The sequence below is a fragment of the Pseudoclavibacter sp. JSM 162008 genome (assembly GCF_041366455.1).
Taxonomy (GTDB): domain Bacteria; phylum Actinomycetota; class Actinomycetes; order Actinomycetales; family Microbacteriaceae; genus Pseudoclavibacter.
Genome location: NZ_JBEWYX010000002.1, coordinates 95,614 through 113,529 on the forward strand (window position 1 = coordinate 95,614; position 17,916 = coordinate 113,529).

The following is a 17,916-nucleotide window of genomic DNA, read 5'->3' on the forward strand; positions in this document are numbered from 1 at the left end:
AGAAGGGAACATCTTGACCAATCCGTTCGATGACACATCCGCAGAGTTCCGAGTTCTTGTCAACGATCTGCAGCAGCACTCCCTGTGGCCAGACTTCGCCGACGTCCCAGCAGGGTGGGTCGTGGTCTACGGACCGGCCCCGAAGCAGGCCTGCCTCGACTACGTGACCGAGAACTGGCGAGACATCACGCCGGTCCGCGAGCGCGACCTGGCGGTCTCGTGATCTCGATTCGCGGCCTGCGCAAGCGCTTCGGCGACTTCACCGCGCTCGACGGCGTCGACCTCGAGATCCCCGCCGGCTCCGTCCACGCGCTCCTCGGACCGAACGGCGCCGGCAAGACCACCACCGTGCGCGTCGTCACGACGCTGCTCGACCCCGATGAGGGCGACGTCGAGGTGGCCGGCCACTCGGTGCGGCATGAGGCCCAGGACGTCCGCCGCAGCATCGGGGTCTCCGGGCAGTACGCGGCCGTCGACGAGAAGCTCACCGGAGTCGAGAACCTGACGATGGTCGGCCAGCTCTACGGCATGCGTAGGCGAGACGCCCGCGCCAGGGCCCACGAGCTGCTCCGCGACTTCCGGCTCGACGACCTGCCGGCGAAGAAGCGAGCCGGCGAGTACTCCGGCGGCATGCGCCGACGCCTCGACCTGGCGGGTGCGATCGTCGCCCGACCGCCCGTCGTGATCCTCGACGAGCCGACCACCGGCCTCGACCCCCGCGGGCGCCGCGACACCTGGGACGCCATCCAGACCCTCGCCACGGCGGGGACGACCGTGCTCCTCACCACGCAGTACCTGGAAGAGGCCGACCAGCTCGCCGACTCCATCTTCGTCATCGACGCAGGCAGCATCGTCGCGGAGGGCACGGCCGCCCAGCTCAAGGCCCGAGCCGGCGGGGCGTCGATCGACCTCGTCCTCGAATCGTCCGAGGATGGACACCGCGCGCTCGACCTCGTCACGATGATCAGCGGCGGGGCGTCCATCAACGACCGTGGCGTGCGCATCACCGCCAAGGCACCGCGTGGCAGCCACGACCTGTCCACGGTCCTACGTGCGCTCGAGGACGCCGACATCGCCACGAGCGAGGCCGCTCTCCGGCAGCCCACGCTGGATGAGGTGTTCCTCCAGATCACGGGCCAGCGGCCGGATGAACCGGCCGAGGATGCGACCGCACACGACGAGCGAGAGGCGGTCACCGCATGAGCGCCATCACCGCGGCATTCCGCGACGGCGGCATCGTCGCCCGCCGGAACGTCCTCAACGTCCAGCGCACGCCGGGGGCGCTGGTCACCGGCATCGCGCAGCCCATCATCTTCGTGCTCATCCTCGCGTTCGTCTTCGGCGGGGCGCTCGGCGGAGCCGACTATCGGCAGTTCCTCATCGGCGGCATCCTCGCGCAGACGCTCACCTTCAACTCCTCGTTCACGGCCGTCTACCTCGCGAAGGACCTCCAGTCGGGCCTCATCGACCGGCTCCGCACGCTGCCCATGTCACGCGTTGGTGTCATCCTGGGTCGGACGAGCTCCGACCTCGTCACGAGCATCATCTCGATCGCCGTGATCCTGACCTGCGGACTCGCGATCGGCTGGCGCGTCGAATCCGGCCCACTCGAGGTGCTCCTCGCGTTCGGGCTGCTCCTGCTGTTCGCCTTCGCGACCTCCTGGATAGGCGCGACGATCGCGCTGACCGCCAAGAGCGTCGAGGTCGCGCAGAGCCTCGGCCTCCTCTGGCTCTTCCCCGTCTGCTTCATCTCGGGCGCCTTCGTCTCGGCCGACATGCTTACCGGTCCTCTTCGCGCCTTCGCCGAGTGGAACCCGGTGACCGCGGTGGCAAGCGCCGTTCGAGAGCTCTTCGGGAACGCGGCTCCGAGCGGCTTCACGGCCGCCGGCGGATGGCCGGCCGAGAACGCCGTGCTGTATGCGTTCCTCTGCAGCGTCGCCATCATCGCGATCTTCGCGCCGATCGCCGTGTGGCAGTACCGCCGCATCAGCCGCCGATGATCGCCGTGCTCGCCGCTGGCATCGACGAGGTGCTCGACGCCGCGTCGCAGTGCGCGAGCGAGGACGACCGCGTCACGGCGAGCGCCAGGCGCAGCGAGGAGCTGCGCCGGCGAACGCTCGCGGGACGCGCCGCGCTCCGGCTGCTCGCGGCCTGGGGGCGTGGCCTGCCGCTCGAGCAGGCGAGCGAGCTCGAGATCCTGCGCCTCTGCCCCGACTGCGGTCGAGCGCACGGGCAGCCGCGCAGCGCCGACCTGGCCCTGAGCTCCTCGACGAGCGCTGGACGGGTGCTCGTCGCGATCGCGGACCCAGCGGATGCGATCGGCGTCGACATCGAGACCGTTCCGCGGCAGCTGTGGGCCGGGTTCGATGCGTATGCGCTGCACCCTGACGAACGCGCGCGGGTCGTCAGCGATGCCGGCCAGCCGTCGGGTGTCGCCGCCCGCATCGGCACCTGGACCGCCAAGGAGGCGGCGCTGAAGGTCTCCGGCACCGGCCTGCGGACCGAGCCCGCCTCGCTGCGCGTCGACGCGCATCCGGACCCGCAGCACGCCGGCTGGCACCGCGTGCACGGCGCCCCTTCCCCCAGCTCCGCCGGTTCTCGTGGCCCCGGTGACCCTGCCGCACCGACCCCATCGCCCGTCAGCGTGCGGATGCTCGCGGTACGAGGCAGCGCAAGAGCCGCGGTCGCGACGAACCGCCCGCAGGAGGTGCGCCTCTGGACGATGCCGGAGCTGCTGACGGAACTCGGCTGCCTGCCCGACACCGGCTACGACGAGGGCGAGCTCTCCCACCTCACGTGAGACGCTGCGCCTGCCTCCGCAGACGCTCCGCCTCCGGAAGGCCTCGTCCCCACTGCCCGCGGCAGCCGGAGGTTCCCCAGGTGAGAGAAACCTGTGTCTCGGTGCGAGCGCGGGCGGGCTTCTTCCCGTACCCGCCGTCGCCGGAGCAGAATGTGCCCATGCGGAGAGTCAACGTGATCGTGTCCGGGAACGTGCAGGGCGTCGGCTACCGCTTCAGCGCCGCGCAGGAGGCTGAGCGCCTCGGTGTGAGCGGCTGGGTGCGTAACCTGCACGACGGCCGGGTCGAAGCCGAGCTCGAGGGTGAGGAGAGCCGGGTCGACGCGCTGCTCGCGTGGATGGCGGAGGGGCCGCAGTTTGCAGAGGTCACCTCCTCGCGTCTCTCCGAGCGCACCCCGAAGGGCATCGAGGGCTTTCGCGTCGTCCGCTGACGCCGTTCACGCGCCCCGCTCGAGGGCCAGCCTCGTCTCGAGCTGGTCGAGGATCATCTCGAGGCCGACGTCGAACTCGTCAGCGAAGTCGTACGCACCACCGATGATGCGTTCGCCGACGAGCTCCGCGAGGTGTGGGAACTCGTCGGCGGGGAGCTCCATCGCTGCGACGAACTCCTCCGCGTTCTGGCCCTGCTCGAACGGCAGGTTCTGCTCGGTGAGCACGAACCCGAAGACGTACGCATCGAGCAGCGAGTAAGCATGTGAGGCCAGCAGCACCGAGAACCCGCCGGCGCGCAGCGAGCCGAGCGTCGCGTCGTGGTGGGCGAGCACCGCCACCGCCGGGTTTGAACGGGACTCGAGGAGGCCGAGCGCCCAGGGATGTGCGCCGAGCACCTCGCGAGCTGCGCGCGCCCTTGCACCCATCTCGGCTCGCCAGTCCCCGCCGCCAGGTGGCAGGGGAATCTGCTCGAATGCCCACCCTGCCAGCGCGTCGAGGACAGCCTGCTTGTTCGCCACGTGGTGGTAGAGCGACATGGCCTCGACTCCAGCCTCACGCGCCACACTGCGCATGCTGACGGCGGCGAGCCCGCCTCCATCAGCGACGCGCACCGCGGCGTCGAGGATGCGCGTCCTGCTCAGCGGTTGACGGTCTGCCATTTCTCCTCCTTGCAGGCTTACATCCGTAAGGCTACTCTGAGATCATCAGACTTACAGGCGTAAGGGATCTCATGAGAGCTGCAGTCGTCACCAGGTACGGACCACCCGAGGCCGTCGTCATCACCGAGGTTCCGAACCCGACACCCCGCACGGGCGAGGTCGTCGTCCGAGTGGAAGCCGCTGCCGTGACCTCCGGAGATGCGCGAATGCGCGCCGGGCGTTTTCCCGCCGGCTTCGAGATGCTCGCGCGCCTTGGTATCGGGGTCAGCGGGCCGCGCAAGAAGGTGCTCGGGATCGCCGTGGCGGGCACCGTCGAATCGACGGGCGCGACGGACAGCGGCTTCCCACCGGGCACGAGGGTCGCCGCCATGATCGGCGGCGGACTGGGCGGGCACGCAGAGCTGGCCCGGGTTCCCATCGCGCGCCTCGCCCGCCTCCCCGAGCAGGTGTCGTTCGAGGATGCGGCCGGCCTGCTGTTCGGGGGCGGCACCGCCCTCCAGTTCCTGCGCGAGCGCGCACACCTCCAACCCGGCGAACGCGTCCTCATCAACGGAGCCTCTGGCGCAGTCGGCTCGAGCGCCGTGCAGCTCGCGAAGGCCCTCGGCGCGCACATAACTGCCGTCTCGAGCGCGCGTAACCGGAGCTTCGCGCTGCGCCTCGGCGCCGACGAGCACGTGGACTACGCCGTCACGCCCGTCGAAGACCTCGATGCGCGGTACGACGTCGTCCTCGACACCGTCGGGAACCTCAGCAGGCGGTCGGGCCGGCAGCTGCTCTCCCCCACGGGACGACTCATCCTCGCCGTCGCGGGCCTCGCAGACACGGTCACCGCACGCGGCAACGTCATCGCCGGGCCCATTCCCGAGCGCACGGCCGACATCACGGAGCTCCTGACGCTCGCCGCAACCGGCGCCCTCGACCCCGTGACGAGCGTCGCAGGCGGCCTCGAGAGCATCCAGGACGCCTACGCCGTCGTCGACTCCGGTCGCAAGGTCGGCAACCTCGTCATCCTGCCGAGCAGCTAGCTCGTGAGGCCGCCGAAGAGCACCGACACCATCATCGCGACGATGACCGAGTTGAACGAGAACGCCAGCACGACGTTCGTGCGCGCGATCCGCCAGCCTCGGCGGGACGTGATCTCTGCCGAGGCGGTCGCGGCCATCGTCGACATCAGCACGGCGAGCGTCAGATAGTCGCCGAACCGCGGCTCCTCCTCGAACGGGAACACGATCTCCGGGCGACGCGCCCGCTGCTGCTCGGTGGCGGATGCGCCCTCGAGCCCGACCGCCGGCGCCGTCGCTGCTGTCGCGTCCAGGCGCAGGTACTCGAGCGCGAAGGCGTAGACCATGAGCGCCCACGACGCGGCCACCGTCGCGAGCCCGAGCACCACGAAGACCGTCTGGTCCCGGAAGGCGGGTTCCTGCGCGATCGCGATCGTCAGAGCGACGGCGACCATGGCGCCGGCGGTCGTCCAGTCAGTCGCTCCCCCGTAGCCGACAAGCCGATGCCACCATCGACGCTTGGTGATGCGCTCCTGCCGGGACGCCACCCGCAGCTGCACGGTATCCGCGTTGCGGTACGCCAGGTGCGTCCAGACCAGGTAGACCGCACCGAACAGGGGCCAGAAGACGATGAAGATGCTCACCAGGTAGCGCACGGAGTCACCGATCTCGACCCCGAGCCTGCTCGCCACGAAGATGTAGAAGGCCGCTGCGAAGGGTGTCGCGATCAGCGCGCTCCAGTTCGCGCGCGCGTTGTCGCTCGTTATGCGTCTCGCCATGCGGACATCCTGCCCCATGCCGACGTCGCCAGTTCGGGGAGAGGAGCACGTACGCCCGCAGCGCGATCGAGAAAGCCCCGGTCAGCGTGTGCTGACCGGGGCTTCTTGGTGGATCTGAGGGGATTCGAACCCCTGACCCCCTGCATGCCATGCAGGTGCGCTACCAGCTGCGCCACAGACCCGCACCCGTTTCCGGGAACTCGAAAATAGTAGCTCAGAACCTGAGGCGTACCAAATCGAGGCGGCCGGCGCGTGTCGCTACTGCGCGCGACGGCGTGGCCACGCGTCGATCCCCATGCGAATGGCGGTCGCCGCGAGGAACACGGCGAAGAGGATGTTCGCGAGCGATGGCGAGATGGCCGCAGCGCTCAACCCTCCGAGGGTCGTGGTCAGGCAGGCCGACCCACCGACGGCGAGGCCAGCACCCACGTCGACGTTCTTGCGGCGGAGGTTGCTGATCGTGCCGGAGATCGCCGTCGGAATCATCATGAGCAGCGAGCTGCCCTTCGCCAGCAGGTCACTGGACCCGAACAGCACGACCAGCATCGGGACGACGACAACGCCGCCGCCGATGCCGAGCAACCCGGAGAGCACGCCCGTGCAGAGACCGAGGACGACGAGCAGCACTCCCCCGAGGACGTCGATATGAACGGCGGCGTCCCTCGAGGGCACGACCAGGAAGAGGGAGATGATGACGACGACGATGAAGGCGATGAACGACCACTGCAGGGTGCGCTTCGAGACCTTCTGCAGGAGCCAGGACCCGATCGGCGCCCCGACGATCGCACCCGCCGCCAGCAGCAGGGCGAGGAGCAGATCGACGTGGCCGCCGATCGCGTACGTCACGACGCCGACGATCGCCGAGGGCAGGATCGCGAGAAGCGAGGTGCCCGCTGCCAGGCGTGGGTCGAGTCGCACCAGGTAGATGAGGGCCGGCACGATGAGGATGCCCCCACCGACGCCGAAGAGGCCGGAGAGGAAGCCCGCCAGCAAGCCGGTGACGACGAGCCATGCCCATCCCCCCGGGGACCTGCGGGTGGTCACGCCGGTCAGCTCTGTGCTTCCGGAGCCGAGTCCGCGGATTCCGCGTCGTCGGCGCCGATGTCGAGCTTCACGACGGGGGCGTCGTTCCACAGGCGCTCGAGCCCGTAGAACATGCGCTCCTCCTCGTGGAAGACGTGCACGACGATGTCGTTGAAGTCGAGGAGCACCCAACGGCCCTCGCGGCGACCCTCACGGCGCAGCGTGCGCTGCCCGATGTCGCGCATCGCGTCTTCGATCTCGTCGGCGATGGACAGCACCATGCGCTCGTTTCGGCCGGAGACGAGCAGGAAGATATCCGTGAGCGGCATGTTGTTCGAGACGTCCAGGGCGACGATGTCGAAGCCGAGTCTCTTGTCGGCAGCCTTCGCTGCGACGTGTGCCAGTTCGATTGCTCGCGTACTCGCGGTCATTCGGTCCCTTTCATTGAGAGCCCCTGAGAGCTCATCGTGGTGTCCGAGAGGCGATGCGCTCGCCAGCTGATCAGAACCAACCCTGAACGATACCCAGGATCACGGCGACAACGCCAGCCACAGCGACGGCGATCCCGCTGACGACGGCCCAGATCGAGAGGCGGATGCCGTGTCCGCGACGAGGCGCGAGCGGCATTCCCGGCTCGCGGACCGCGCGACTGGCAGCGACCGGCGTGTGCTCTTCGACGACTCTGGTCTGCTGCGGCTCGTCGCCGTCGTCGTCCAGGTCGATCTCGGGCGAGTCGAGGCCGCTGGTGAGCGTGCCGAAGTTGGAGAGCTCGCGGGAGACCTGCATCTTGCCCGTCACCATGAGGTCACCGGCGCCGCTGAGGGCACCCGTGATGTCTGGCGAGCTCATCTCAGGCATGACGATCATGCCCGTCGGAGTCTCGTCTGTGGAGTGGCTCGCCATCACGAGGCGACGGAAGTAGTCGCCGCTCGTGCCGTCTTCCTGGGCTTCCTGCTCGACGGCTGCCGGGCTGCGGTTGAACGAGTCGCCGGGCAGCTCCGCGGGCTCCGCCGTATCAGCGGTCTCGATGGGCCGCTCAGGCGAGAGCCCGTCGATCTGCAGAGGAGCCTCGAGGGCGACACCGGATGCGGGAGCAGGCGCTGAGGGCTGCCCTGGAGCGTCAGCGCTCGTGGCATCAGCGCTCGACACGTCAGCGCTCGGAACTCCCGCGTCGACCGAGACGGTCGGCGTGCGGTTCGGCAGCGGCGTCTCCTCGCCCTTCTCGCGGCGCCGTTCGAGCTCTCGCAGCTCGCGGCGGGTCAGTGGGGCGTCACTCATATCGCATCAATCTCTTCAGCCGTGTACAGCCGGTGCTTCGCCATGTACTGCACGACGCCGTCCGGGACCAGGTACCAGACCGGTTTCTCCTCGTAGGCGCGCTCCCTGATATCGGTCGAGGAGATCGCCAGCGCGGGAATCTGGAGGACGGCGACCTTGTCAGCCGGGATCCCGTCGGTTCGCAGCTCGTGACCGGGTCGAGAGACGGCGACGAACTGCGCGAGCTCGAAGAGCTCGAGCGAGTTCTTCCAGCCGAGGATCTGCGTGATGGCATCGGCTCCCGTGATGAAGTAGAGGTCCGCATCAGGACGGAGGCGCTGCACGTCGCGGAGCGTGTCGATCGTGTACGTGGGACCGTCGCGGTCGACGTCCACTCGACTGACCTTGAAGCGCGGGTTCGAGGCCGTCGCGATGACCGTCATGAGGTAGCGGTGCTCGACGGGCGTCACGTGCGACTTGTGCGAGGGCTTTCCCGTCGGCACGAAGAGCACCTCATCCAGCTCGAAGTGCGCCGCCGCCTCGCTCGCCGCCACGAGGTGCCCGTGGTGGATGGGGTCGAAGGTGCCACCCATGATGCCGACACGACGGCGCGCGGCTGCAGGGGAGGTCTCGACGGTATGAGGCATGGGGGCGGCGCGGCTCTTCGCGCTAGTGCTTCGAGTGGACCGAACCGGCTTCGATGACACCAGCGTGGTTGAACGGCTCGTACGGCACGACCTTCGAGTCGACCGGGTGGCTGTGCCACGTGTTCCGGAACGCGTACGTCACGGCGATGAGGACCACGAAGGTGACGAGCGTGACGACGCCGAACATGATCGGGGGCATCGCCAGCTCGTTGACGACGTGGTGCCCCTCTTCAGCTAGCACAGCGTTGGCAAGCACGGCAGGAATCAGCTCGATCATGCCGTCCATCCTACCCATGTTCGAAGGGTCACTCGTCGACCTTCCATACGCCGCCCTCGCGCTCACGCTCGAGCTCGGCGCGGGCCGCGGCCTTGCCGTCCATCCGCTCGTAGTAGCCCTCGCGACGCTCGCGTGTCGTCGTGCGAGCGTTCTCCTCGAGGCGACTGTCCGTGCCACGGGGCGAGACGGTCAGCTCGGCCGCGCTCGTGAGCGTGGGCTCCCAGTCGAAGACGATGCCCTGCGAGCCAGGTCCGATGATCACCGCGGACCCGGCGACGGCCCCCGCCTTGAAGAGGGCATCCTCGACGCCGATCTTGTTGAGACGGTCGGCGAGGTAGCCGATCGCCTCATCGTTGGCGAAGTCGGTCTGCGCGACCCAGCGCTGCGGCTTCTCGCCCAGGATGCGGTAGGTGTTGCCGTGCGTTCCACCCTCGACGCGGATCTCGAAGTCCTTCTCGTCGACGGGGCGCGGGCGGAGCACGATGCGCGGCTTGATGGCCAGCTCGGCCAGCTTCGCCTCGCGGTCGCGTTCGATGAGCTCACCGAGCGCGAAGGAGAGCTCCTTCAGCCCTTCGTGGCTGACCGTGGAGATCTCGAAGACACGGTAGCCGCGCTCCTCGAGCTCGGAACGGACGAAGTCCGCGAGTTCGCGGCCGTCCGGCAGGTCGATCTTGTTCAGCGCGATGAGCTGGGGGCGCTCGAGCAGGGGCGTCTGCCCCTCGGGCACCGGGTAGCTGCGCAGCTCCTCGAGGATGACATCGAGGTCGCTGATCGGGTCGCGACCCGGATCGAGCGTTCCGCAGTCGAGCACGTGCAAGAGCGCAGAGCACCGCTCGACGTGCCTCAGGAAGTCGAGGCCAAGGCCCTTGCCCTCGCTCGCGCCCTCGATGAGCCCGGGGACGTCGGCGACCGTGTAGCGGTACTGGGCCGCCTGCACGACGCCGAGGTTGGGGTGGAGGGTCGTGAAGGGGTAGTCGGCGATCTTCGGCTTGGCGGCCGACATGGCCGCGATCAGGCTCGACTTGCCGGCCGACGGGTAGCCGACGAAGGCCACATCAGCGACAATCTTGAGCTCGAGCTGCACCTGCAGCTCCTCGCCGGGCGTGCCCAGCAACGCGAAGCCGGGAGCCTTGCGCTTGGTGTTCGCGAGCGATGCATTCCCCAGGCCGCCCTGGCCGCCCTCGGCCGCGACGTAGCGCATGCCGGGCTCCGAGAGATCGGCGAGCTCGACCCCGTCCGCGTCACGGACAACCGTGCCGACGGGAACGGGGAGGTCGAGCGGCTGACCCGTGTAGCCGTTCCGCCAGTCGCCCATGCCGAAGCCGCCCTTGTCACTCGAGCGGTGGGGCTTGTGGTGGTACGACAGCAGCGTCGTCTCCTGCGGGTCGGCGAAGAACGTGATGCTTCCGCCGTTGCCACCGTCACCGCCATCGGGGCCGGCGAGTGGCTTGAACTTCTCGCGCTTGACGGAGACGCAGCCGTTGCCACCCTCTCCAGCGCGCAGATACAGCGTCACCTGGTCGACGAAGGTGGCCATGAAGAGCTCCTGTAGAACGATTGGTCCTGAAAATACGGATGAGGGGCGGACCATGGCCCGCCCCTCATCCTGACACCGCCCTGATATTCAGGGACTGTGCTTGCTGCTATTCGCCAGCGACGATGTTGACCACCTTGCGGCGGCCCTTCGCACCGAACTCGACGATGCCTGCCGAGAGGGCGAACAGCGTGTCGTCGCCACCGCGGCCCACGAGGGCGCCGGGGTGGAAGTGCGTGCCGCGCTGACGGACGAGGATCTCGCCCGCGCTGACGGTCTGGCCCGCGAAGCGCTTCACGCCGAGGCGCTGAGCGTTCGAGTCACGGCCGTTGCGAGTCGAGCTCGCTCCCTTTTTGTGTGCCATTGAAGTCTGCTCCTCGACTTACTTGATGTCGGTGATCTTGATGCGCGTGAGCTCCTGACGGTGGCCCTGACGCTTCTTGTAACCGGTCTTGTTCTTGTACTTCTGGATGACGATCTTCGGGCCACGGAGGTCGTTCAGGACCTCGGCAGTCACCGTGACCTTAGCGAGCTTCTCTGCGTCACTCGTGATGGTCTCACCGTCGACGAGCAGCACAGCCGGAAGCGTGACGTTGCCCTTCTTGTCGGCAACAACACGGTTCGTGGTGAGCACAGTGCCCACCTCTACCTTCTCCTGCCGTCCACCGGCGCGCACAACTGCGAATACCACTTCAGTACCTTTTCTCCGAGCCCGACAAGGTCGGACGCTGTGTGTTCAAACTCTGGAAGCCCTGCTCGCTGCGGCGAGCTGACTCTGCCCTGCTACCGGGCGAGGGAATGCCAGCACGAATGCAAACGTGCAACAGCGAACCACTTTACCCGGCAGGGTCGGTACGCGCAAGCGCACCCACCCGGTGGGCGCTCTCGCGCCCGGCCGCCCTGCTCTGGCCGCCTATTCGGCGGAGAGCGGAGGCGTCGTGATGCGGCGGCGGCGCGGACGCCCCGAAGCACCCTTCGGCGGCTCAGCCGTGACCGGCTGGACTGCCTCCGGTGCCGACGTCACCGACGCGTCCTGAGACTCCTCAGGGGCGGCGGGTGTCGTCACCTCGACCGCGGCTGGGGCCCCGGTCGTTTCGCTCGCTGCTGGCTGCTGCTGCTGCTCACCCTCGGGGGCGACCAGTGCATCCAGCAGCGAGTCGAGTTCGCGCAGCGCTGCCGGGTCGGCCTCGCGCGTGGTCTGGGCCGACTCGGCGCTCTTGGCCGAGTCGAAGTCGAAGAGGTTCTCGCTGGCGCGAGCCTTGCGGTCGTCGGTGTCAGACTGCTGTGCCTCGTTGCGATCGACAGGCGCCGCGTCGCCAGACGCCGCTTCCGGCGACTGCTCCTGCGTCGACGCGGGTGCCTGGGCGTCCGTCTTGGCACGCCTGCGCCCACGACGCGAGCGACGAGACTCACTCGGCTGGGCGGCCTGCTCGTCACCCCGCACGTCGGCGGCCGGCGCCTGGGCACCTGGCTGCGACTGCGCATCCGCGGCCTGCTCCTCGCCGTGCTCGCCCGGCTTCTGACCGTTGATGGTGGATGCGGCGATCTTGGAGAGGGCCCCGCGGAGCTCGTCCGTGATGCCATGCGTGGACGTCGACGGCGCCGCCGGAGCTGCGACCGCCCGAGGGCCCTGCTGCTCGCGCTGCTGTCCGCCTCCGCGGCCCTTGCGGCCGTTCTTGCTGTTGGCGGCGCTGTCGGGCGCTCCACCGCGGTGCTTGAGCACTGGGTCGTGGAACACGATGACACCGCGACCAGCGCAGGACTCGCACGGCTCGCTGAACGTCTCGAGCAGGCCGAGGCCCAGCTTCTTGCGAGTCATCTGCACCAGACCGAGGCTCGTGACCTCGGCGACCTGGTGCTTCGTGCGGTCGCGGCTGAGGCACTCGATGAGGCGACGCATGACGAGGTCACGGTTCGATTCGAGCACCATGTCGATGAAGTCGACGACGATGATGCCGCCGATGTCACGGAGACGCAGCTGACGCACCACCTCTTCGGCGGCCTCGAGGTTGTTCTTCGTGACCGTCTCCTCGAGGTTGCCGCCGGACCCGACGAACTTCCCCGTGTTGACGTCGACGACCGTCATGGCCTCGGTGCGGTCGATGACCAGCGATCCACCGGAGGGCAGCCAGACCTTGCGGTCCAGGGCCTTCTCGATGTGCTCGGTGGCGCGGTACTCGGCGAAGACGTCGCCGCCCTGGAATGCCTCGACGCGATCGACGAGGTCAGGGGCAACCTGGCGCAGGTAGGTCGTGATGGTCTCGAGCTCATCGCTGCCCTGGATCACGATCTTCTGGAAGTCCTCGTTGAAGACATCGCGGATGATCTTGATGAGCAGGTCGGGCTCCGAGTGCAGGAGCGCAGGAGCTGGGCCTGCCTCGATGCGGGAGGAGATGTCGGCCCACTGTGCCGTGAGTCGGTTGACGTCGCGCTCGAGCTGGTCCTGAGTCGCCCCCTCGGCGGCGGTGCGCACGATGACGCCGACGCCTGCCGGCAGGGTCTCCTTCAGGATCTTCTTGAGGCGAGCGCGCTCCGTGTCCGGCAGCTTGCGTGAGATGCCGTTCATCGAGTTGCCGGGGACGTAGACGAGGTAGCGGCCGGGAAGCGAGACCTGGCTCGTGAGGCGCGCGCCCTTGTGGCCGATCGGGTCCTTGGTGACCTGGACGAGCACGCGGTCGCCTGGCTTGAGGGCGTTCTCGATGCGACGCGACTTGCCGCCGACCTCCGCGGCGGCCCAGTCGACCTCTCCGGAGTAGAGGACGGCGTTGCGCCCGCGACCGATGTCGATGAAGGCGGCTTCCATGCTCGGCAGCACGTTCTGGACGCGGCCGAGGTAGACGTTCCCGATGAGGGACGACTCCTGCGAGCGGGCGACGTAGTGCTCGACGAGGACCTTGTCCTCGAGCACGCCGATCTGCACGCGGTCGTCCTTGGCACGGACGAGCATGACGCGGTCGACGGACTCGCGCCGGGCGAGGAACTCGGACTCGGTGACGACCTGGCGACGGCGACCGCTCTCGCGGCCCTCGCGACGCCGCTGGCGCTTTGCCTCGAGACGCGTGGAGCCCTTGATCTTCTGCGGTTCCGTGATGAGCACCGGCTCTTCTGCCTGCTGCTCCTCGCGCGGCTGACGGCGACGGGTCGTCGACTGCGAGCGCTCGGCGGATGCCTGCCGGCGGTCGTCACGGGAGGACTCGCGTGAGCGGTCTCCACGGTCCGAGCGGTCTCCCCGGTCCGAGCGGTCTCCGCGATCCGAGCGGTCGCTCGACTCCTGGCGGTCGTAGCGGTCGGCGCGGTCGCTGCGCTCCGGACGCTCATACGGCTCGTCGTCCTGTCGTCGCGTCCGGCTGCGGTCCTCGCGCGGTGCGCGCTCCAGGACCGGTGGCAGGTCGGGCTGCAGGAAGAACAGCGTCGTCGACGAGATGACGGCGGGGATGGGCGAAGTCGTGTCTTCCCCGGACCCCTGTTCCTCGGTCTGCTCTTCCACCGCCTGGGCGGACTCCTGGAGGAGGTCCGCGTCGAGCTGCTCCTGGCCGCTCGCCGACTCCGTGTTGCCGTTCTGGTCTGATTCGTTTGTGGTCACCATTTCTGGTGTGCTCCTACTCCGGCGTGGCGCAAAGCGTGCGCCCACCCCTCCGGGCGATGAGGATGCCACGCATCCTCACCGAAAATGGTCTCCGCCCGTTCGGCGGAAATGTTGTTCGTGCTGTGCCGCGGTTGCGGCGATACTGCCTCCGGCGCGTGCGACGGAGCGTTGTTCTGCTCGTGGCGCGTGCCTGAAAAACTTCGGGTGCCGTGGGACTCTGCCCGGTCGACGATCCCAGTATCGCACGGCCGACGCTTCCGGGCCCTGATTCGGCTGTGGGCCGATCGTCAGGGAAGCGCACGCCTGTGGTGGGCGATGCCGAGGATGCGCTCGGCGGCCGCGCAGTATCCGGCGAGGAATGCGCTGGCCACGAGCCCCACCGCGTCTTCCGTCGGGAGGAAACGCGGGTGGTGCAGCGTCGGCGCGTACGCACCATCTGGACCGGGAAGCCCAGCCGTCTCGACGCCGGCGAAGCACATGATCGACGGCACCTCGTCGCAGTAGTACGAGAAGTCATCGCCGCCGAGCGAGCGCATGGGCTCGGCGCCGTCGACGCCGAGACGCGCGAGCCAGTCGTCGGCGTCGGAGGCCAGGTGGGAGTCGTTGATGAGCACCGGCATGTTCTGGTGCATGTGGACGACAGCCTCGGTCCCGTAGGCCTCCGCCGTGCGCACCGCGAGATGCTGCACCGCTGCGAAGAGCAGCTCACGGTCTTTCGGGGCGGTGGTGCGCATGGACGCGAGCAGCCGCGCGCTCGAGGGCAGCACGTTCGCGGCGCCCTCCCCCGCGCTCAGCGTGCCGACACTGATCACGGCCGGGTTCATCGGGGAGATGGTGCGACGGACGACCTCCGGGAGGCCGAGGGCGATCTGGGCGATCGCCGCGACGGGATCAGCTGCCTGGTGCGGGTACGCACCGTGGCCGCCGCGCCCCTGGAGTGAGATCTCGATCTCGTCGGCGGCCGCGTTGATGTAGCCGCCGCCGATCGCGATGGCACCTCGCGGGACGCCCGGGTGCACGTGTGCGCCGATGACGTGCTCGACCCGGAACCGCTCGAGCCCACCCTCCTCGACGATCTGATGCGCCCCAGACGGATAGGTCTCCTCCCGCGGTTGGAGGATCGGCACAAGACCGACGGGCAGCTCCAGGTGGTCGGCGGCACGGATGAACGCGACCAACGCCGCCTGATGGACGTCGTGGCCGCACGCGTGCATCGCCCCGTTGGCCGAGGCGAAGGGAACGCCGGTGAGCTCGGTCAGGGGCAGCGCATCCAGTTCCGCGCGGACTCCCACCGCACCCCCCGCGCTCGGGCCGAGCCGCCCGATGCGCCCCGAGTCGGCGATGCGATGCATCGCGACCCGGTCGCCGAGCTCGCTCTCGAGACGGGCGGCGGTCTCGTTCTCGTCGCCCGAGAGCCTGGGGTTCGCGTGCAGCTCCTGGCGGAGGCGCACGGCGGCCGGCAGCTCGTCGCGCAGCGCGACGCGCCATGCCGCGGCCAGCTCGTCGAGCCGCTCACTGTGCGCCGTCGCTGACGGCCCTCGCCCAGCCTTCATCCGTGTCTCGCCCCCGAAATCACTCGTCTCGGACCTGCCGGTCCGCGTACTGCGAAGCCTACGACTCCGCCGCCCTGCAGCCCGAGTCGGTCAGGCTGCGAACCAGATGCCGAGCTCGCGCTCTGCCGACTCGACGGAGTCGGACCCGTGGACGATGTTCAGCAGCACGCCGGCATCCCAGTCGCGTCCGAGGTCGCCGCGAATCGTGCCGGGTGCGGCCGTCGTGGGGTCGGTGGTGCCCGCCAGCGAGCGGAAGCCCTCGATGACACGGTGGCCCGCGACGCGGATCGCGACCGTCGGTCCCGACTGCATGAACTCCAGGAGCCCCTCGTAGAACGGCTTGCCCTCGTGCTCGGCGTAGTGCGCGGCCAGGATTGCGCGGTCGGCGTGCACGAGGCGGATGTCGACGAGCGAGTAGCCCTTCGTCTCGATGCGGCGGAGCACTTCGCCCGTGAGGCCGCGCTGGACGCCGTCCGGCTTGACGAGCACAAGCGTCTCTTCGATGGTTGCCATGATTCCTCCATTGGTCGTGGTGGTCTGCCCGTGAGGGCCAGGTCGGTGGATGTGAGCCTGCGTCAGCTGCTCGGTGTGTCGGTCTGGTCGATGGGCTGCCCGTCGATGCCGATCTCTCCCGCCGCGAGGCGACGGTTGTACTCGGCGATGATCGGGGCACGCTGCCGGTCGATCTGGCCGCCCTTCCACATGAAGTACGTCCAGGAGGCGAGGAACAGCGCCCCGACGACGAACATACCGGGGTGGAGGAAGCCGGCGGCGACGAGCAGCACCTGCACCGCCCATCCGAGCCAGATCCCCCACTCGTGGCGGAGGAACCTGATGGTCACGAGGATGAGCGCGCCGAAGGCAGCCCCGAGCACAAACGCGGGGACGGGGTCGAGCACCCGCATCCCGAAGATGAGGAGTGTGCCCAGGAAGACGACGAAGAGCTCGAAGCCCAGGAAGATGGAGCCGATGACCTCGCGGATGCTGCGCTGGCGAGGGAGGCGGTTTCGGTTCCGCGGACTCACGACTCCTGCGCCCAGCCTTCGTCGCGCGACAGGGTCAGCGCCGTGCCGATGAGCGTGACGGAGCCTGTGATCAGGACCGCCGCGTTCTTGCCCTCGTCCGCGCCATCTGCGAGGAGGTCGAGAGCGACCTCGCGGGCGCGCTCGATGGCGTCCTCGGCACGCTCGAGAACCTCGGGTTCGCTGCCCGTGACGTCGCGCACGATGTCGCCGAGCGCTTCGGCGTCGATGGCACGCACCGAGTCGGACTGCGTGACCACGAAGCGCTCGGCGATGGGCTGCAGTGCTCGGATGATGCCGGCGGCGTCCTTGTCCTCGAGCACGCCGAGGACCACGACGACCCGCGAGAAGTCGAACGACTCCGTCACGGCGCGCGCAAGCGCCTCCGCACCGTGGGGATTGTGGGCGGCGTCGATGAGCATGGGGGGCGTGACGCCGATGCGCTCGAGTCGGCCTGGGGACGTCACCTCGCCGAACGCAGCTTCCACGAGCTCGTCGTTCAGGCTCCGGTTCGCGCCGAAGAAGGCTTCGACGGCTGCGAGAGCGACCGCCGCGTTGTGGGCCTGGTACTCCCCATCGAGCGGCAGGAGGAGGTCTTCGTACTTGCCCGCGATGCCGCGCACGGTGATGAGCCGACCGCCGACCGCGAGCTGGTTGTCCGTGACCGCGAAGTCGGTGGGCTCGGCGAAGACCTGGGCCTCGGAGATGCCCGCTGCCCGCTCGATCTCGGCGAGCACCTCCGGCTGCTGCTCGGCCGTGACGACGCGAGCGGCGGGCTTGATGATGCCGGCCTTCGTGCGCGCGATCTCGTCGAGGGTTCGGCCGAGCCGCTGCGTGTGGTCCAGCGCGATGGGCGTGAACACGGCCACCTCGCCGTCGGCGACGTTCGTGGAGTCCCACTCGCCGCCCATCCCGACCTCGACGACCGCCACGTCGACGGGCGCGTCCGCGAAGCATGCGTAGGCCAGCACGGTGAGTGCCTCGAAGAATGTGAGGCGCGGCTCGCCGGCGGCCTCGAGCTCCGCATCCACGATCGAGAGGAACGGCGTGATGTCCTCCCAGTTCGCGACGAGTCGCTCGTCGCTGATGGGGCTCCCGTCGACGGCGATGCGCTCGTTGAGGCGCTCGAGGTGTGGGCTCGTCAGGAGGCCGGTGCGCAGGCCGTGGGCGCGCAGCACCGTCTCGATGATGCGGGCCGTCGAGCTCTTGCCGTTGGTGCCCGTGAGGTGGATGACGGGGTAGGCCGTGTGCACGTCGCCGAGCAGCTCGACGGCACGCCGCGTGGCGTGGAGGCGCGGCTCCGGAGCCGCCTCCCCCACGCGCTCCATGAGCTCGTCGAACACCCGCTC

21 protein-coding genes and 1 tRNA gene are annotated in these 17,916 nt (G+C 68.9%); 6 read left to right on the plus strand and 16 right to left on the minus strand.

Going from position 1 to position 17,916, the window contains the following annotated elements; translation table 11 throughout:
- Window positions 1–13: 13 nt before the first annotated feature.
- The 5 genes from ABVF28_RS01905 (at window position 14) to ABVF28_RS01925 (ending at window position 3,228) form a co-directional block, all read left to right on the plus strand.
- Window positions 14–223 (plus strand): MbtH family protein, encoded by a 210-nt coding sequence (locus ABVF28_RS01905; RefSeq protein WP_218855261.1) that lies wholly within the window; start codon window positions 14–16, stop codon window positions 221–223.
- Complete coding sequence (locus ABVF28_RS01910; RefSeq protein ID WP_371029282.1) at window positions 220–1,203, plus strand: ATP-binding cassette domain-containing protein; 984 nt, start codon at window positions 220–222, stop codon at window positions 1,201–1,203. The genes ABVF28_RS01905 and ABVF28_RS01910 overlap by 4 nt, the downstream gene beginning before the upstream one ends.
- Window positions 1,200–2,000, plus strand: a complete 801-nt coding sequence (locus ABVF28_RS01915) for an ABC transporter permease (protein ID WP_371029283.1) — start codon at window positions 1,200–1,202, stop codon at window positions 1,998–2,000. The genes ABVF28_RS01910 and ABVF28_RS01915 overlap by 4 nt, the downstream gene beginning before the upstream one ends.
- Window positions 1,997–2,800 (plus strand): 4'-phosphopantetheinyl transferase superfamily protein, encoded by an 804-nt coding sequence (locus tag ABVF28_RS01920; protein WP_179557535.1) that lies wholly within the window; start codon window positions 1,997–1,999, stop codon window positions 2,798–2,800. Before ABVF28_RS01915 ends, ABVF28_RS01920 begins: the two co-directional genes overlap by 4 nt.
- A gap of 158 nt (window positions 2,801–2,958) precedes the next feature.
- Complete coding sequence (locus tag ABVF28_RS01925; protein ID WP_371029284.1) at window positions 2,959–3,228, plus strand: acylphosphatase; 270 nt, start codon at window positions 2,959–2,961, stop codon at window positions 3,226–3,228.
- Window positions 3,229–3,234: 6 nt separating this feature from the next.
- Here ABVF28_RS01925 and ABVF28_RS01930 read toward each other — a convergent pair whose 3' ends face one another.
- On the minus strand, window positions 3,235–3,888 hold the full coding sequence (locus ABVF28_RS01930; RefSeq protein WP_371029285.1) for a TetR/AcrR family transcriptional regulator: 654 nt from the start codon (window positions 3,886–3,888) through the stop codon (window positions 3,235–3,237).
- Between the two features lie 71 nt (window positions 3,889–3,959).
- Between ABVF28_RS01930 and ABVF28_RS01935 the strand changes: the two genes are divergently transcribed.
- Window positions 3,960–4,913: an NAD(P)-dependent alcohol dehydrogenase gene (locus ABVF28_RS01935; RefSeq protein ID WP_371029286.1), complete on the plus strand. Its 954-nt coding sequence runs from the start codon at window positions 3,960–3,962 to the stop codon at window positions 4,911–4,913.
- On the opposite strand, the gene ABVF28_RS01940 is transcribed toward ABVF28_RS01935, so the two are convergent.
- The 15 genes from ABVF28_RS01940 to ABVF28_RS02010 form a co-directional block, all read right to left on the minus strand.
- Complete coding sequence (locus ABVF28_RS01940) at window positions 4,910–5,668, minus strand: DUF1345 domain-containing protein (RefSeq protein WP_371029287.1); 759 nt, start codon at window positions 5,666–5,668, stop codon at window positions 4,910–4,912. The two genes, ABVF28_RS01935 and ABVF28_RS01940, sit on opposite strands and share 4 nt — an antisense overlap.
- A 106-nt stretch (window positions 5,669–5,774) precedes the next feature.
- Window positions 5,775–5,850, minus strand: a tRNA-Ala gene (locus ABVF28_RS01945).
- A gap of 76 nt (window positions 5,851–5,926) precedes the next feature.
- Complete coding sequence (locus ABVF28_RS01950) at window positions 5,927–6,712, minus strand: sulfite exporter TauE/SafE family protein (protein WP_258068066.1); 786 nt, start codon at window positions 6,710–6,712, stop codon at window positions 5,927–5,929.
- Window positions 6,713–6,717: 5 nt separating this feature from the next.
- On the minus strand, window positions 6,718–7,122 hold the full coding sequence (gene rsfS / locus ABVF28_RS01955) for a ribosome silencing factor (protein WP_211891591.1): 405 nt from the start codon (window positions 7,120–7,122) through the stop codon (window positions 6,718–6,720).
- A gap of 70 nt (window positions 7,123–7,192) precedes the next feature.
- Complete coding sequence (locus tag ABVF28_RS01960) at window positions 7,193–7,969, minus strand: hypothetical protein (protein ID WP_371029288.1); 777 nt, start codon at window positions 7,967–7,969, stop codon at window positions 7,193–7,195.
- A complete protein-coding gene (gene nadD / locus ABVF28_RS01965) occupies window positions 7,966–8,595 on the minus strand; it encodes a nicotinate-nucleotide adenylyltransferase (RefSeq protein ID WP_104311471.1) in 630 nt (209 codons plus the stop codon). The genes ABVF28_RS01960 and nadD overlap by 4 nt, the downstream gene beginning before the upstream one ends.
- 22 nt (window positions 8,596–8,617) lie before the next feature.
- A complete protein-coding gene (locus ABVF28_RS01970) occupies window positions 8,618–8,872 on the minus strand; it encodes a hypothetical protein (RefSeq protein ID WP_146080758.1) in 255 nt (84 codons plus the stop codon).
- A 28-nt stretch (window positions 8,873–8,900) separates the two neighbouring features.
- On the minus strand, window positions 8,901–10,409 hold the full coding sequence (gene obgE / locus ABVF28_RS01975; protein ID WP_371029289.1) for a GTPase ObgE: 1,509 nt from the start codon (window positions 10,407–10,409) through the stop codon (window positions 8,901–8,903).
- A gap of 106 nt (window positions 10,410–10,515) precedes the next feature.
- Window positions 10,516–10,770, minus strand: a complete 255-nt coding sequence (gene rpmA / locus ABVF28_RS01980; RefSeq protein WP_068481308.1) for a 50S ribosomal protein L27 — start codon at window positions 10,768–10,770, stop codon at window positions 10,516–10,518.
- Between the two features lie 18 nt (window positions 10,771–10,788).
- A complete protein-coding gene (gene rplU, locus ABVF28_RS01985) occupies window positions 10,789–11,097 on the minus strand; it encodes a 50S ribosomal protein L21 (RefSeq protein WP_068481311.1) in 309 nt (102 codons plus the stop codon).
- Window positions 11,098–11,319: 222 nt separating this feature from the next.
- The gene (locus tag ABVF28_RS01990) at window positions 11,320–13,992 is read right to left on the minus strand and encodes an Rne/Rng family ribonuclease (RefSeq protein WP_371029290.1); all 2,673 of its coding nucleotides are present in this window, start codon (window positions 13,990–13,992) and stop codon (window positions 11,320–11,322) included.
- A gap of 287 nt (window positions 13,993–14,279) precedes the next feature.
- Complete coding sequence (locus ABVF28_RS01995) at window positions 14,280–15,545, minus strand: M20 family metallopeptidase (RefSeq protein ID WP_371029291.1); 1,266 nt, start codon at window positions 15,543–15,545, stop codon at window positions 14,280–14,282.
- A gap of 90 nt (window positions 15,546–15,635) precedes the next feature.
- A complete protein-coding gene (ndk, locus tag ABVF28_RS02000; protein ID WP_179557529.1) occupies window positions 15,636–16,058 on the minus strand; it encodes a nucleoside-diphosphate kinase in 423 nt (140 codons plus the stop codon).
- A 62-nt stretch (window positions 16,059–16,120) separates the two neighbouring features.
- Entirely contained in the window at window positions 16,121–16,570 is a 450-nt protein-coding gene (locus ABVF28_RS02005) for a DUF4233 domain-containing protein (protein WP_371029292.1), read from the minus strand.
- A complete protein-coding gene (locus ABVF28_RS02010) occupies window positions 16,567–17,895 on the minus strand; it encodes a folylpolyglutamate synthase/dihydrofolate synthase family protein (protein WP_258068070.1) in 1,329 nt (442 codons plus the stop codon). Before ABVF28_RS02010 ends, ABVF28_RS02005 begins: the two co-directional genes overlap by 4 nt.
- Window positions 17,896–17,916: the final 21 nt, after the last annotated feature.